This is a genomic window from Streptomyces sp. NPDC088923 (genome assembly GCF_044749745.1).
Taxonomy (GTDB): domain Bacteria; phylum Actinomycetota; class Actinomycetes; order Streptomycetales; family Streptomycetaceae; genus Streptomyces.
Genome location: NZ_JBIVIO010000010.1, coordinates 206895 through 221433, shown reverse-complemented (window position 1 = coordinate 221433; position 14539 = coordinate 206895). Strand labels below are relative to the sequence as shown.

At 71.5% G+C, this 14539-nt stretch carries 13 protein-coding genes; 12 read left to right on the top strand and 1 reads right to left on the bottom strand.

The genetic code is table 11. The features are described from left to right. The first annotated feature begins 207 nt into the window (after window positions 1–207). Window positions 208–1251, top strand: coding sequence for a hypothetical protein (locus tag ACIP4O_RS28570; protein ID WP_401578827.1), 1044 nt, complete (start codon window positions 208–210; stop codon window positions 1249–1251). 60 nt (window positions 1252–1311) lie between these two features. On the opposite strand, the gene ACIP4O_RS28565 is transcribed toward ACIP4O_RS28570, so the two are convergent. Further along, on the bottom strand, window positions 1312–2172 hold the full coding sequence (locus ACIP4O_RS28565) for a C40 family peptidase (RefSeq protein ID WP_401578826.1): 861 nt from the start codon (window positions 2170–2172) through the stop codon (window positions 1312–1314). Between the two features lie 936 nt (window positions 2173–3108). Here ACIP4O_RS28565 and ACIP4O_RS28560 point away from each other — a divergent pair. From ACIP4O_RS28560 to nuoK, 11 genes are all read left to right on the top strand, one after another. After that, window positions 3109–3468, top strand: coding sequence for an NADH-quinone oxidoreductase subunit A (locus ACIP4O_RS28560; protein ID WP_007383963.1), 360 nt, complete (start codon window positions 3109–3111; stop codon window positions 3466–3468). Window positions 3469–3504: 36 nt separating this feature from the next. Further along, on the top strand, window positions 3505–4059 hold the full coding sequence (locus tag ACIP4O_RS28555; protein WP_007823336.1) for an NADH-quinone oxidoreductase subunit B family protein: 555 nt from the start codon (window positions 3505–3507) through the stop codon (window positions 4057–4059). Beyond that, a complete protein-coding gene (locus tag ACIP4O_RS28550) occupies window positions 4056–4934 on the top strand; it encodes an NADH-quinone oxidoreductase subunit C (protein WP_401578824.1) in 879 nt (292 codons plus the stop codon). The genes ACIP4O_RS28555 and ACIP4O_RS28550 overlap by 4 nt, the downstream gene beginning before the upstream one ends. Continuing rightward, on the top strand, window positions 4931–6259 hold the full coding sequence (locus tag ACIP4O_RS28545; RefSeq protein WP_401578822.1) for an NADH-quinone oxidoreductase subunit D: 1329 nt from the start codon (window positions 4931–4933) through the stop codon (window positions 6257–6259). Before ACIP4O_RS28550 ends, ACIP4O_RS28545 begins: the two co-directional genes overlap by 4 nt. Continuing rightward, window positions 6256–7137: an NADH-quinone oxidoreductase subunit NuoE gene (nuoE, locus tag ACIP4O_RS28540; RefSeq protein WP_401578820.1), complete on the top strand. Its 882-nt coding sequence runs from the start codon at window positions 6256–6258 to the stop codon at window positions 7135–7137. The genes ACIP4O_RS28545 and nuoE overlap by 4 nt, the downstream gene beginning before the upstream one ends. Then, window positions 7137–8525 carry an NADH-quinone oxidoreductase subunit NuoF gene (gene nuoF, locus ACIP4O_RS28535; protein ID WP_401578819.1) on the top strand — a complete coding sequence of 463 codons (1389 nt, stop codon included), beginning with the start codon at window positions 7137–7139 and terminating at the stop codon, window positions 8523–8525. The genes nuoE and nuoF overlap by 1 nt, the downstream gene beginning before the upstream one ends. Next, window positions 8522–11044, top strand: a complete 2523-nt coding sequence (locus ACIP4O_RS28530) for an NADH-quinone oxidoreductase subunit G (protein WP_401578817.1) — start codon at window positions 8522–8524, stop codon at window positions 11042–11044. Before nuoF ends, ACIP4O_RS28530 begins: the two co-directional genes overlap by 4 nt. A gap of 79 nt (window positions 11045–11123) precedes the next feature. After that, window positions 11124–12527, top strand: a complete 1404-nt coding sequence (gene nuoH, locus ACIP4O_RS28525) for an NADH-quinone oxidoreductase subunit NuoH (RefSeq protein WP_361329080.1) — start codon at window positions 11124–11126, stop codon at window positions 12525–12527. Continuing rightward, entirely contained in the window at window positions 12520–13290 is a 771-nt protein-coding gene (gene nuoI, locus ACIP4O_RS28520) for an NADH-quinone oxidoreductase subunit NuoI (RefSeq protein ID WP_401578815.1), read from the top strand. The genes nuoH and nuoI overlap by 8 nt, the downstream gene beginning before the upstream one ends. Beyond that, on the top strand, window positions 13287–14240 hold the full coding sequence (locus ACIP4O_RS28515) for an NADH-quinone oxidoreductase subunit J (RefSeq protein ID WP_401578813.1): 954 nt from the start codon (window positions 13287–13289) through the stop codon (window positions 14238–14240). The genes nuoI and ACIP4O_RS28515 overlap by 4 nt, the downstream gene beginning before the upstream one ends. Further along, window positions 14237–14536 (top strand): NADH-quinone oxidoreductase subunit NuoK, encoded by a 300-nt coding sequence (gene nuoK / locus ACIP4O_RS28510; RefSeq protein ID WP_008746219.1) that lies wholly within the window; start codon window positions 14237–14239, stop codon window positions 14534–14536. The genes ACIP4O_RS28515 and nuoK overlap by 4 nt, the downstream gene beginning before the upstream one ends. Window positions 14537–14539 lie beyond the last annotated feature (3 nt).

The window sequence follows — 14539 nt, the reverse complement described above, 5'->3', positions numbered from 1 at the left end:
CGCGCCAGGGCCAAGCGCCGCCACCACCCCCGCACACCACCACCCGCGCACCGCCCCCACACCACCCCCCCCCCCCCCCCCCCCGGCCCCCCGCGGGGGGGGGGGGGGCCCGCCCCCCCCCCCCCCCCCACGCCTCGCGGGCGTCCCGGCCCCGCGACACGACCGGCCGCCGCCACCCGCGCGTCCGGTCAGGAAGGAGACACCAGCGTGAACAGGAGCGACGACTCCATTCCGGACGAGGAGTGGGACCGCTTCCTGCGGGAGGCCGCCGCCGGGACCGGGGCCGCGGACGCGCCCAAGGAGCCCTCGGCGCGGGCCCGGATGGTGACCCGCAGGCTCCAGGAGCAGCCCCCGCCCGAGCCCCCGCGCGCCTACCGGCTCGCCGCGCCCCGCCGCGAGCGCAGGCCCTGGTTCACGATCATCGTCGCCGCCGTCGTCGTCCTCGCGATCGTCGCCTTCGTGCCCGGGCCGCTGACCGGCCTCTTCCGCTTCGGGGACGGTTCCACCGGACCGGCGGCCCCGCAGGGGCCCACGGTCCGCGAGCCGTTCCGCGACTCGCCCGCCGAGGACTGGGCCGAGGGCGCGGAAGGCATCGACGTGCCCGCCGCGCGCGCGAGCGGTGGCCTGAGCGCCGCCGAGGTCCGCGAGGCGCTCGGCAGGACGAGGGACTTCCTCGTCGGCACGAACCTGGACCCCGGCGTCCTGCGGGGCGAACGCCCCACCGGGGCACTGCGCTTCCTCGACCCCCGGCAGCGCGCGGTACGGGAGTACGTCTCCGACGCGTTCGGCGCGCCCAGCGCGAAGAACGACCCGCTCCGCCTCGCCACCCGCTTCGACCCCGAGCGCTTCGCCTTCGCGGGGGACGTCGTCAAGACACGCGGCGGGATGACGTACCGCGCGGCCGAGGGGGGCGGGATCGACGTGACGACGGACGTCACCTACGTGTACCCGGTGGTGCGTGCCTCCGGCGGCGGCGAGGTCGTGCGCACCATCGTGCGGCGCGCGGTGGTCCTGCGCTGGCGGGCCCCGGGGACGCCCGGAGCGGGGACGTTCCAGCTCGTGTCGTACGCGTCGGACGTCACCAACGGCGGGTGCGGGGACAGGAAGGGGTACTTCAGCCCCGAGTTCGGCACCGAGCGCGCCACGGTGGCGCCCGACGACGGCGTCGTCATCGACCCGTACGACAGCGAGGGCACGATCGACGGGCACGCGGGCGCGCAGGACCGCTGCGCCTCGGCGATCCGGTCCTGAGACGCGCGTCGGGCGGGACCCCGCGAAGGGGTCCCGCCCGAAGTGGCGCGTGCGCGGGGCTCAGAGGAGCCGGATCGCTCCCGAGGCCGGGTAGCCGGAGAGGTCCTGGATGACGACGCCCTTGCCGGGGTTGGCGGCGTCGAGGTACTGGCCGTTCCCGATGTAGACGCCCACGTGGTACGCGGAACCCGCGCCGCCCCAGTAGAGGAGGTCGCCCGGCTGCGCCGAGGAGACGGAGACCTGGGTGCCGGCCGTGGACTGCTCCTGCGAGGTGCGCGGGAGGTCGATGCCGACCGAGCGGAACGCCGCCTGGGTCAGGCCCGAGCAGTCCCAGGAGTGCGGGCCGGTGCCGCCCATGACGTACGCGTCGCCGACGTGCGACTTCAGGAAGGCGATGACGCTCGCGGCGGAACCGCTCGCGGGGGCTCCCGCCGACTGCGTCGAGACGGTGGACGTGCCGGTGCTCGCGGACGTGGACGTGGACGTGGACGGCGCGAGGGTCGTACGGGCGGCGGAGCGCGAGGCGGTCCGCTGCTCGGCGGCGCGCTTCGCGGCGGCCTCCTCGGCGGCCTTCTTCTTCGCCTCGGCCTTCTCCTCGGCCTTCTTCTCCGCCTGCTTGCGGTCGGCCTTCGCCTCCTTGGCGGCCTTGGCGACGGCGGCGTCCTGCTCGGCGCGGAGCTCGTAGCTCGTGGCCATCTGCTGCGTCGAGTCGGCGGCCGCGGCCATGGCGGCGGAGAGGTTGGCGGTCAGGGTCGGCATCTCGATGGTCTCGGTCACCGGTTCGGCGGCCGAGGCCGAACCCGTCGCACCGGCCACCGCGAGCGTGCCGAGCACGCCACTGGCGACGCCGGCACGCAGGGCGATGCGGGAGGCGCTCCGGCGGGGCTTCCGGTGGCTGGGTATCTGAGCGGTGTGGGGCATGGGACCTATCGCTATCAAGAGGCCGCCCGCGGGTTCAACAAACGTGGGATGCGCCACTGTTGACCGCAAAACGGGCGAAAGGTGCGGGCCCTTATTCGGTCTGATCACCCATAGGGGGCGAAAGGGGCAGGCCCTGTCTGTGGTGATCATGGCCGTGATCCCGCTGTTTCCGCGATACGTCCCAATTGCCCCGCGCCTACCATCGCTCCCGCTTCGTGGCCAAGCCCGTCGTCCCAGGTCACGGTGCGGGAGTGGCGCAGGTCACGGAACGGTGTAGGCGAAGGGCGCGTCCGCGAGGGGCGGGGAGGGGTGGGGTGAGGGTGGTCGGCGCGGGGCCAGGTGCTCGGCGGGGGTTCCCCGAACGGCCCCACCCGCTCCCCGGCGCGGGTGATTTCCCCTTCGTGAACGCGTGCACGCGCGGGAGCCGTTCGGAGGAGCGGAAACGGGTGGGGAAAGGGGGACGGAGCCGGGGAAGGTGAATTCCCCGGCGCAAGAACGGCGTTGTGGGGACTTTTCGGGCTCTTGGCGGCGACGGTTCCTATATCAAGAGATCGAGTCCAACGCCAATTTGCTTGAGCCTACATCCTCTTGATAGAGCGACCCCCTCCCCACCTGCGGAAACCGCGCGCGGGACTCACCGGAAGTGATCATTCCGCCGCGCGCTGTACGAAAGCCCGGGCATATGCGCGCGCGTGATCCGGCGTCAGGTGGCGTAGATCACAAACGCGGGGGTGTACCCCGTGTCGCAGATCACAGAGAGGCGGGCATAGGATGCGGGGCAGTCAGGCTTGTGAACTGCCTCACATATTCGCGATCTTCGTCATCGGGGCGCGGAGAGGAGCGGTGGGGAGCAGGCCCGGCGGCCCCGGGCGGCACAGCGGCGGCCCGGGGGGACCCGTGTACGCAGTCAGTGCCGACTGAGAGGAGCGAGGAGCGGTGAACGCTTATGCGCCCATCCTCGTACTGGGAGCCCTCGGGGCAGGCTTTGCGATCTTCTCCGTGGTCATGGCCACGCTTATCGGTCCAAAGCGTTACAACAGGGCGAAGCTCGAAGCCTATGAATGCGGAATCGAACCGACCCCCACGCCGGCCGGCGGCGGGCGATTCCCCATCAAGTACTACCTGACGGCGATGCTCTTCATCGTCTTCGACATCGAGATCGTCTTTCTCTACCCCTGGGCCGTGACCTTCGACGCCCTGGGCGTTTTCGGGCTCGTGGAGATGCTGCTCTTCGTGCTCACCGTCTTCGTCGCCTATGCGTACGTATGGCGGCGCGGCGGCCTGGAATGGGACTGAGACCCGCAGGGGACGACACGGTCTAAGGGGCCATCAATGGGACTCGAAGAGAAACTTCCGAGCGGATTTCTGCTCACCACCGTCGAACAGGCCGCGGGCTGGGTGCGCAAGTCGTCCATGTTCCCGGCGACGTTCGGGCTCGCGTGCTGCGCCATCGAGATGATGACGACGGGCGCGGGCCGCTACGACCTCGCGCGCTTCGGCATGGAGGTCTTCCGGGGCTCGCCCCGGCAGGCCGACCTGATGATCGTCGCGGGCCGGGTGAGCCAGAAGATGGCCCCCGTCCTGCGGCAGGTCTACGACCAGATGCCGAACCCCAAGTGGGTCATCTCCATGGGCGTGTGCGCCTCCTCGGGCGGCATGTTCAACAACTACGCGATCGTGCAGGGCGTGGACCACGTCGTTCCGGTCGACATCTACCTGCCCGGCTGCCCGCCCCGCCCCGAGATGCTGATCGACGCGATCCTCAAGCTGCACCAGAAGGTGCAGGGCACCAAGCTCGGCGTGAACGCGGAAGAAGCGGCCCGCGAAGCCGAGGAGGCCGCGCTCAAGGCGCTGCCCCTCATCGAGATGAAGGGGCTGCTGCGATGAGCGACCGTACGCCCGAGGACGAGCCGCGCGAGGAGCGCGCGCCCGAGGACGCGGCGCCGCGCGAGCGTACGGCCGAGGACGCCGGTACGGGCGCGAGCCCCACCCCCGCCGACCCCGCCCCCGCGAGCGCGCCCGCCCCCGAGGACGTACCGGCCGGGGCCGGGCCCGAAAGCCCGGGTGCGGAGGGGCAGTTGCCCGCTCCCCGGGCGCGGGCCGACGAGGTCATCGCGGTCCGCAGGGGGATGTTCGGCGGCTCGCCGGGCGGGGACACGAGCGGCTACGGCGGGCTCGTGCGGACCGTACGGATGCCGGGAGCTTCGAACCGCCCGTACGGCGGCTGGTTCGACGAGGTCGCCGACGAGCTGGAAGGGGCCCTGGAGGAACAGGGCCTCGTCCCCGAGCACGCGCTGTGGAAGACCGTCGTCGACCGCGGCGAGCTGACCTTCCACGTCGAGCGCGAGCACCTCGTACAGGTCGCGCGGACGCTGCGCGACGACCCGGCGCTGCGCTTCGAGCTGTGCACGGGCGTGAGCGGGGTGCACTACCCGGGCGACAAGGGGCGGGAGCTGCACGCCGTCTACCACCTGCGGTCGATCACCCACAACCGGCTGATCCGGATCGAGGTGAGCGTCCCCGACGCCGACCGGCACCTGCCCTCGCTCGTCGCGCTCTACCCGACCAACGACTGGCACGAGCGCGAGACCTACGACTTCTTCGGGCTGATCTTCGACGGCCACCCGGCCCTCACGCGGATCATGATGCCCGACGACTGGCAGGGCTTCCCGCAGCGCAAGGACTACCCCCTGGGCGGCATCCCCGTGGAGTACAAGGGCGCCCAGATCCCGGCTCCCGACCAGCGGAGGTCGTACACATGAGCAGCACCACCACGCCGGGGTCCCGCAGGACCACCGAGGGCACGGTCTACACCGTCACCGGCGGCGACTGGGACGAGGTCGTCGAGGCCGCGGCCAAGGCCGACGACGAGCGCATCATCGTCAACATGGGCCCGCAACACCCGTCCACGCACGGGGTGTTGCGGCTCATCCTGGAGATCGACGGTGAGACGGTCACCGAGGCCCGCTGCGGCATCGGCTACCTGCACACGGGCATCGAGAAGAACCTGGAGTTCCGCACCTGGACCCAGGGCACGACGTTCGTGACGCGGATGGACTACCTCACGCCGTTCTTCAACGAGACCGCGTACTGCCTCGGCGTCGAGCGCCTGCTCGGCATCGAGGAGGACGTGCCGGAGCGCGCCAGCATCGTCCGCGTCCTGCTCATGGAGCTCAACCGCATCTCCTCGCACCTCGTCGCCATTGCGACGGGCGGCATGGAACTGGGCTCCACGACGATCATGATCTACGGCTTCCGTGACCGCGAACTGTGCCTCGACCTCTTCGAGTTGTTCACCGGTCTCCGCATGAACCACGCGTTCATCAGGCCCGGCGGCCTCGCGCAGGACCTCCCGCCCGGCTCGCTCGACGCACTCGCCGAGTTCGTCAAGACGATGCGGCACAACCTCACCGAGTACGACAAGCTCGCCACCGGGAACCCGATCTTCCGCGCCCGCATGAAGGACGTCGGCCACCTCGACCTCACCGGCTGCATGGCCCTCGGCGCGACCGGGCCCATCCTGCGCTCGGCCGGGCTCCCGCACGACCTGCGCAAGGCGCAGCCGTACTGCGGCTACGAGACGTACGACTTCGACATCCCGACCGACGACGGCTGCGACTCCTACGGGCGCTTCCTCGTCCGCATGGCCGAGATGCGCGAGTCGCTGCGCGTCATCGAGCAGTGCGCGGAGCGCCTGCGGCAGCCGGGCCCGGTCATGGTCGCGGACAAGAAGATCGCCTGGCCCGCCCAACTCGCCCAGGGGCCCGACGGGATCGGCAACTCGCTCGACCACATCAGGGAGATCATGGGCACCTCGATGGAGGCCCTGATCCACCACTTCAAGCTCGTCACCGAGGGCTTCAGGGTCCCGCCAGGCCAGGCGTACGCGGCGGTCGAGTCCGCGAAGGGCGAACTCGGCGCGCACGTCGTCTCGGACGGCGGCACCCGCCCCTTCCGGGTCCACTTCCGCGACCCGTCCTTCACCAACCTTCAGGCCATGGCCGCGATGTGCGAGGGCGGCCAGGTCGCCGACGTCATCGTGGCCGTCGCCTCCATCGACCCCGTGATGGGAGGAGTCGACCGGTGACCGACGTCAGTCTGGGGATGCCGCAACTCCCCGCGCCCGACTACCCGCCCGAGGTCCGCGCGCGCCTGGAGGCGGACGCGGCCGAGATCATCTCCCGCTACCCGGGGGCCCGTTCGGCGCTCCTTCCGCTGCTGCACCTCGTGCAGTCCGAGGAAGGGCACGTCACCCGGACCGGAATGGCCTTCTGCGCACAGCAGTTGGGGCTCACCACCGCCGAGGTGAACGCGGTCGCGACCTTCTACACGATGTACCGGCGCAAGCCCTCAGGCGATTACCAGGTCGGGGTCTGCACCAACACGCTGTGCGCGGTGATGGGCGGGGACGCGATCTTCGAGACGCTCCAGGAGCACCTGGCCCTCGGCAACGACGAGACGACCGAGGACGGCAAGGTCACGCTGGAGCACATCGAGTGCAACGCGGCCTGCGACTTCGCGCCCGTCGTGATGGTGAACTGGGAGTTCTTCGACAACCAGACGCCGGAGTCCGCGATCCGGCTCGTCGACGACCTGCGCGCCGGGCGCGAGGTCGAGCCGACCCGGGGCGCGCCGCTGTGCACCTTCAAGGAGACCGCGCGCATCCTCGCCGGCTTCCCCGACCAGCGCGAGGGCGCGGTCGCCGCGAGCGGCGGCGCGGGAGCCGCCTCGCTCGTCGGGCTGCGGTACGCGAAGGGCGAGAACCCCCAGCCGCGCGTCGTCCACCCGCGCCCGGTGAGCGCGCAGCCGCAGGACGCGGAGCCGCGCACGGCGGACGAGGCCGCGCCTCGTACCCCCGGCGAGCAGCCGCCGAGCACCCACCCCAGTTCGCACGACGCGCCGCAGGAGACCTCGGCGTCCGATCCCGCCCACCCGGCGGGACCCACCGCAGAGGAGGGGGAGTGATGACCGTGGCAGCCGAAGACGCGGACAACGCGGGCGACGCGGGGAGCAAGGGGAGCGCCCCGGGCGACTTCCTCGCCCCCGTCCTCTCCGCCTCCTGGGACCAGCCCGAGTCCTGGACGCTCGACACGTACCGCCGTTGCGACGACGGCTACGAGGGCCTCAAGAAGGCGCTCGCCATGAGCCCCGACGACCTCATCGCCTACGTCAAGGACGCGGGGCTGCGGGGCAGGGGCGGTGCCGGGTTCCCGACCGGGATGAAGTGGCAGTTCATCCCGCAGGGCGACGGCAAGCCGCACTACCTCGTCGTCAACGCGGACGAGTCGGAGCCCGGGACGTGCAAGGACATCCCGCTCCTCTTCGCCAATCCGCACGCCCTCATCGAGGGCATCGTCATCGCCTGCTACGCCATCCGCTCCTCGCACGCCTTCATCTACCTCCGCGGTGAGGTCGTCCCCGTGCTGCGGCGCCTGCACGAGGCCGTGCGCGAGGCGTACGCCGCCGGGTACCTCGGCGAGAACATCCTCGGCAGCGGCATCGACCTGGAGCTGACCGTGCACGCGGGCGCGGGCGCGTACATCTGCGGCGAGGAGACCGCGCTGCTCGACTCCCTCGAAGGCAGGCGCGGCCAGCCCCGGCTGCGGCCGCCCTTCCCGGCCGTCGAGGGCCTGTACGCCTGCCCCACTGTCGTGAACAACGTCGAGTCCATCGCCTCGGTTCCCGCGATCCTGAACCGGGGCAAGGAGTGGTTCCGCTCGATGGGCAGCGAGAAGTCCCCGGGCTTCACGCTGTACTCGCTCAGCGGGCACGTCGCGAGCCCGGGCCAGTACGAGGCCCCGCTCGGCATCACGCTGCGCCAGCTCCTCGACCTCAGTGGCGGGATGCGCCCCGGGCACCGGCTCAAGTTCTGGACCCCGGGCGGCAGTTCGACGCCGATGTTCACCGAGGAGCACCTCGACGTCCCCCTCGACTACGAGGGGGTCGGCGCCGCCGGGTCCATGCTCGGCACCAAGGCGCTCCAGTGCTTCGACGAGACGACCTGCGTCGTGCGCGCCGTGACGCGCTGGACCGAGTTCTACGCGCACGAGTCCTGCGGCAAGTGCACACCGTGTCGCGAAGGCACCTACTGGCTCGTGCAGTTGCTCCGCGACATCGAGGCGGGCAAGGGTCGCGCCGACGACCTCGACAAGCTCCTCGACATCGCCGACAACATCAACGGCAAGTCCTTCTGCGCCCTCGGCGACGGCGCCGCCTCGCCCATCGCGTCCTCGCTCAAGTACTTCCGCGAGGAGTACGAGGCGCACCTCGACGGCAAGGGCTGCCCCTTCGACCCCGCCAAGTCCACGCTCTGGGCGGACAAGCGCGACACACACCTGGAGGTGACCGCATGACCGTGACGACAGGCGCGCCCGCTTCGGGTGCCCCCGCCGCGCCCCCGCCCGAGGACCTGGTCACCCTGACCATCGACGGCGCCGAGATCTCCGTGCCCAAGGGCACCCTCGTCATCCGCGCCGCCGAGGAACTCGGCATCGAGATCCCCCGCTTCTGCGACCACCCGCTGCTCGACCCCGCCGGGGCCTGCCGCCAGTGCATCGTCGAAGTGGAGGGCCAGCGCAAGCCGATGGCCTCGTGCACCATCACGTGCACCGAGGGCATGGTCGTCAAGACGCAGCTCACCTCGCCCGTCGCCACCAAGGCGCAGCACGGCGTGATGGAACTGCTCCTGATCAACCACCCCCTCGACTGCCCCGTGTGCGACAAGGGCGGCGAGTGCCCGCTCCAGAACCAGGCGCTCTCGCACGGCAACGCGGAATCCCGTTTCGAGGGCAAGAAGCGCACGTACGAGAAGCCCGTGCCCATCTCCGCGCAGGTCCTCCTGGACCGCGAGCGGTGCGTGCTGTGCGCGCGGTGCACACGGTTCTCGAACCAGATCGCCGGGGACCCGATGATCGAGCTGATCGAGCGCGGCGCGCTCCAGCAGGTCGGCACCGGTGAGGGCGACCCCTTCGAGTCGTACTTCTCGGGCAACACCATCCAGATCTGCCCCGTCGGCGCGCTCACCTCGGCCGCCTACCGCTTCCGCTCCCGGCCCTTCGACCTCACCTCCAGCCCGAGCGTGTGCGAGCACTGCGCGGGCGGCTGCGCGACCCGTACCGACCACCGGCGCGGCAAGGTCATGCGCCGCCTCGCCGCGAACGACCCCGAGGTCAACGAGGAGTGGCTGTGCGACAAGGGCCGCTTCGGCTTCCGCTACGCGCAGCAGACCGACCGCCTCACCAACCCGCTCGTGCGCGACCCGGAATCGGGTGAACTGCGCGTCGTCTCCTGGCCGGAGGCCCTCGAAGCCGCCGCCGCCGGGCTCGCGGGCGCGCGCGGGCGGGCCGGGGTCCTCACCGGGGGCCGGCTCACCGTCGAGGACGCGTACGCCTACAGCAAGTTCGCGCGCGTCGCGCTCGGCACCAACGACATCGACTTCCGCGCCCGCGCGCACAGCGCGGAAGAGGCCGACTTCCTCGCCGCGCACGTCGCGGGGCGCGGCGCCGACCTCGACGGCACGGGCGTCACGTACCGCCTCCTCGAAGAGGCGCCCGCCGTGCTGCTCGCCGGGATCGAGGCCGAGGAGGAGGCCGCCGGGGTCTTCCTGCGGCTCCGCAAAGCCTGGCGCAAGCACGGCCAGCGCGTCTTCTCGCTCGCCACGCACGCCACGCGCGGGCTCACCAAGGCGGGCGGCACCCTCCTGCCCGCCGCGCCCGGCACCGAGACCGAGTGGCTCGACGCGCTCGCGGGCGGCGTCGGCCTCGAGGACCTCGGCCGCGAAGCGCTCGACGCGCTGCGCGCCGAAGGCTCCGTGATCATCGTCGGCGAACGCCTCGCGACCGTCCCCGGCGCGCTGACCGCCGCCGTACGGACCGCCGCGGCGACCGGCGCCGACCTCGTGTGGATTCCGCGCAGGGCCGGGGAGCGCGGCGCCCTGGAGGCCGGGGCGCTGCCCTCGCTCCTTCCCGGCGGCCGCCCCGCGACCGACCCGCGCGCCCGCTCCGAAGTCGCGCGCGTCTGGGGGCTCGCCGAACTGCCCTCGCGGTACGGGCGCGACACCGCGCAGATCCTGCGCGCGGCCAGGGACGGCGAACTCGGCGCCCTGCTCGTCGCGGGCGTCGAACCCGGCGACCTGCCCGAGCCCCTGCTGGCCCAGGAGGCCCTGGACCGCGTCGGTTTCGTCGTGAGCCTGGAGCAGCGCCCCAGCGACGTGACGCGCCGCGCCGATGTGGTGCTCCCCGTCGCCGCCGTCGCGGAGAAAGCGGGCACCTTCCTCAACTGGGAGGGCCGGGCGCGGAAGTTCGAGGCCGCGCTCAAGCCCGACCAGATGACCAGACGGCTCGCCCCGAGCGACGCGCGCGTCCTCCAGATGGTCGCGGACGTCATGGACGTCCACCTCGGCCTGCCCGACCTCGCCGCCGCGCGCCGCGAACTCGACGCGCTCGGCGCCGCCGAGATCCCGGCCAGGGCCCGCTTCGACGCCCGGCCCACCGGCACCCCCGTACCCCAGCCGCGCCCCGCCGCCGGGGAGGCCGTGCTCGCCGGGCACCGGCTCCTCCTGGACCGGGGGCGGCTCCAGGAGGGCGATCAGGCGCTCGCCGCGACGCGGCACGCCGCCGTCGCCCGGCTCTCGGCCGCGACCGCGATCGAGGCGGGCGTCGCCGACGGCGAGGTCCTGGAGGTCACGGGGCCCGAGGGGACGACCGCGCTGCCGCTCGTCGTGACCGCCGAGATGCCCGACCGGGTGGTGTGGCTGCCGCTCAACTCGGTGGGCGAGGGCGTGGCGGCCGACACGGGCGCCCAGGTCGGCTCGCTCGTACGGATCGGGCCCGCACGGCGCGTACCCGCGACGGAAGCGGAGGCCGCTTCGTGAACTGTCAGCACACCGGAGGTGCGCGCGTGAGTCAGGTGCCCGTGGTACCGCGACCCGAGTCCGGAGCGGGGGTGAGCGCATGAGCGCCGCACTCGGGGCGGCGGGCTCCGTACCGCTCACCCCGCTCGCCGCCGAGGACCTCAGCCTCTTCGGGACCGATCCGTGGTGGCTCGTGGTCGTCAAGGCGGTGTTCTGCTTCGCCTTCCTGATGATCTCGGTGCTCTTCGCGATCGTCTGGGAGCGGAAGGTCGTCGGCTGGATGCAGTTGCGCATCGGCCCGAACCGCACGGGTCCCTGGGGCATGCTCCAGTCCCTCGCGGACGGCGTGAAGCTCATGCTGAAGGAGGACCTGCTCGTCAAGCGGGCCGACAAGGCGGTCTACATCCTCGCCCCCGTCGTCGCCGCGATCCCCGCCTTCATGGCGATCGCGGTCATCCCCTTCGGCCCCGCGGGCAACGAGATCTCCGTCTTCGGCCACCGCACCGCGATGCAGCTCACCGACCTCCCGATCGCGATGCTCTACATCCTCGCGACGGCCTCGGTCGGCATCTACGGCATCGTGCTGGCGGGCTGGTCGTCCGGCTCCACGTACCCGCTCCTCGGCGGGCTGCGCTCCTGCGCGCAGATGATCTCCTACGAGATCGCCATGGGCGCCGCCTTCGCCTCGGTGTTCCTCTACTCCGGCTCGATGTCGACGTCCGCGATCGTGGACGCGCAGAACGGCCGCTGGTACATCGTGCTGCTGCCCGTCTCGTTCCTCCTCTACATCGTGACGATGGTCGGCGAGACGAACCGCGCGCCCTTCGACATGCCGGAGTCCGAGGGCGACCTCGTCGGCGGCTTCAACACCGAGTACTCCTCGATCAAGTTCGCGATGTTCATGCTCGCCGAGTACGTCAACATGGTGACGGTCTCCTCGGTCGCCGCGACGCTCTTCCTCGGCGGCTGGCGGGCCCCCTGGCCCATCAGCACCTTCTGGGAGGGCGCCAACCACGGCTGGTGGCCGCTCCTGTGGCTCGTCGTGAAGGTGCAACTCCTGTTGTTCTTCTTCATCTGGCTGCGCGGCTCGCTGCCCCGCGTCAGGTACGACCAGCTGATGAAGCTCGGCTGGAAGGTGCTCATCCCCGTCTCGGTCGTGTGGCTCATGCTCGTCGCCACCGTGCGGGTGCTGCGCAACGAGAACTACGACTACGCGCAGATCCTGCTGTGGGTCGTCGCCGCCGTCGTGGTGATCCTGCTCGTGACCTTCCTCGTGGACATGTACCGGGACCGAGGCGCGCCACCCCCCGAGCCCGAGCCGGCCGAGCCCGACGGGGCCGCCTTCGACCCGATGGCCGGCGGCTACCCCGTACCCCCGCTGCCGGGGCAGACCCTGCCCCCGGTGCCGCGCCGCAGGCCGCGCGGGGAACGGGAGCTGGTCGGCAGTGGTGGACAGCGGACGGACAGCTCGCAGACCGCAGGAAAGGAGGAGTCCGATGGCTGAGCGCAAGAAGCGGCTCGGACGCGACAAGCGCGGCGGGGACGGCGAACTCGCCGCCCGCGCGGGCGCGGAGCCCGCACGTACACAAGCACCGGAAGGCGGCGAGCACCCGGTCGCCCCGGGCTTCCAGAACCCGGTGGCCGGCTTCGGCGTGACCTTCAAGGCCATGTTCAAGAAGCGGCTCACCGAGCAGTACCCGGAGCAGCCCAAGGTCACCGCCCCCCGGTTCCACGGCCGACACCAGCTCAACCGGCACCCGGACGGCCTGGAGAAGTGCGTCGGCTGCGAGCTGTGCGCCTGGGCCTGTCCCGCCGACGCGATCTACGTCGAGGGCGCGGACAACACGGAGGAGGAGCGGTACTCGCCGGGTGAGCGCTACGGCCGCGTCTACCAGATCAACTACGCGCGCTGCATCCTGTGCGGGCTGTGCATCGAGGCGTGCCCGACCAGGGCGCTCACGATGACGAGCGAGTTCGAACTCGCCGACTCCACACGCGAGAGCCTCATCTACACGAAGGACCAGCTCCTCGCCGGGCTCACCGAGGACATGGTCGACTCGCCGCACGCGATCTTCCCGGGCATGGACGAGGGCGACTACTACCGGGGGCTCGTCACCGAGGCCGCGCCCGGGACCGTACGGCAGGTCGCCACGTCCAAGGGCGAGAAGACCGACGAGGAGCCGGTCACCGTCGAGCACACGGCGGCGGCCGTCTCCTCGGGCGCCCCGCACGAGGAGACCCCGATGGACCGGGGGGCGGCGTCATGACCGGCCTCAACACGGTTGTCGCGAACGGCCAGTTGGACACGCTCGCCGCGTACCACACCTCCACGGGCGAGGCCGTCCAGTTCTGGATCCTCGGCGTCGTCGCCGTCATCGGCGCCCTGTGCACGGTGCTCATGCCGAAGGCCGTGCACAGCGCGCTGTGCCTCGCGGGCACGATGATCGTCCTCGCGGTCTTCTACCTCGCCAACGGCGCGTACTTCCTCGGCATCGTGCAGATCGTCGTCTACACCGGCGCCGTCATGATGCTCTTCCTCTTCGTCGTGATGCTCGTCGGCGTCACCGCGGCCGACTCGCTCAAGGAGACGATCAAGGGACAGCGCTGGCTCGCCGTGCTGTGCTTCCTCGGCTTCGGCGCGCTCCTCGTCGGCGGCATCGGCAATGCCTCGGTCAGCCAGTTCCAGGGCACCGGGCGCGCCAACGCGGGCGGGAACGTGCAGGGGCTCGCGCGCGAGATCTTCACGACGTACGTCTTCGCCTTCGAGATCACCGGCGCTCTGCTCATCACCGCGACGGTCGGCGCGATGGTGCTCACGCACCGCGAGCGCACCGAACGCGCTCTGAACCAGCGCGAGATGGCCGAGAAGCGGGTCCGCGAGGGCAAGCACCTCCCGCCGCTGCCCGCCCCCGGCGTCTACGCCCGGCACAACGCGGTGGACGTCCCCGGGCTGCTCCCGGACGGCACCCCGTCCGAGCTGACGGTGAACCCGACGCTGCGGCAGCGGGGACAGATCAGGGACGTGTCGAGCGAGGCGCTGGCCGACCTGAAGGCGCTGGAACAGCGCTCGACGGAGCGGCTGGGGCGCGGGGGCGAGGCGGGCGACCCGGGGACGGGCGGCTCGTCCCGTACGGGTGGCTCCTCCCGTCCGGGTGGCGGCTCCGGTACCGGCGGCGCGGCCCGCATCGGTACGCGTGAGGAGGAGAGGACGAAGTGAACCCGGTCTACTACCTGTATCTCGCGGCGATCCTCTTCACCATCGGCGCGACCGGCGTGCTCGTCCGCCGCAACGCGATCGTCGTGTTCATGTGCGTCGAGCTCATGCTCAACGCGTGCAACCTGGCGTTCGTCGTCTTCTCCCGCATGCACGGCAACCTCGACGGGCAGATCATCGCGTTCTTCACGATGGTCGTCGCCGCCGCCGAGGTCGTGGTGGGGCTCGCGATCATCGTGTCGGTCTTCCGGGCCCGGCACTCCGCCTCGGTCGACGACGCCGACCTGATGAAGCTCTGAGGG

What these genes read in the sequence shown, in the direction of transcription:
- ACIP4O_RS28565 (WP_401578826.1), bottom strand. Translation starts at nt 2,172, where the DNA reads ATGCCCCACACCGCTCAGATACCCAGCCACCGGAAGCCCCGCCGGAGC.
- ACIP4O_RS28555 (WP_007823336.1), top strand. Translation starts at nt 3,505, where the DNA reads ATGGGACTCGAAGAGAAACTTCCGAGCGGATTTCTGCTCACCACCGTC.
- ACIP4O_RS28550 (WP_401578824.1), top strand. Translation starts at nt 4,056, where the DNA reads ATGAGCGACCGTACGCCCGAGGACGAGCCGCGCGAGGAGCGCGCGCCC.
- ACIP4O_RS28545 (WP_401578822.1), top strand. Translation starts at nt 4,931, where the DNA reads ATGAGCAGCACCACCACGCCGGGGTCCCGCAGGACCACCGAGGGCACG.
- nuoF (WP_401578819.1), top strand. Translation starts at nt 7,137, where the DNA reads ATGACCGTGGCAGCCGAAGACGCGGACAACGCGGGCGACGCGGGGAGC.
- ACIP4O_RS28530 (WP_401578817.1), top strand. Translation starts at nt 8,522, where the DNA reads ATGACCGTGACGACAGGCGCGCCCGCTTCGGGTGCCCCCGCCGCGCCC.
- nuoH (WP_361329080.1), top strand. Translation starts at nt 11,124, where the DNA reads ATGAGCGCCGCACTCGGGGCGGCGGGCTCCGTACCGCTCACCCCGCTC.
- nuoI (WP_401578815.1), top strand. Translation starts at nt 12,520, where the DNA reads ATGGCTGAGCGCAAGAAGCGGCTCGGACGCGACAAGCGCGGCGGGGAC.
- ACIP4O_RS28515 (WP_401578813.1), top strand. Translation starts at nt 13,287, where the DNA reads ATGACCGGCCTCAACACGGTTGTCGCGAACGGCCAGTTGGACACGCTC.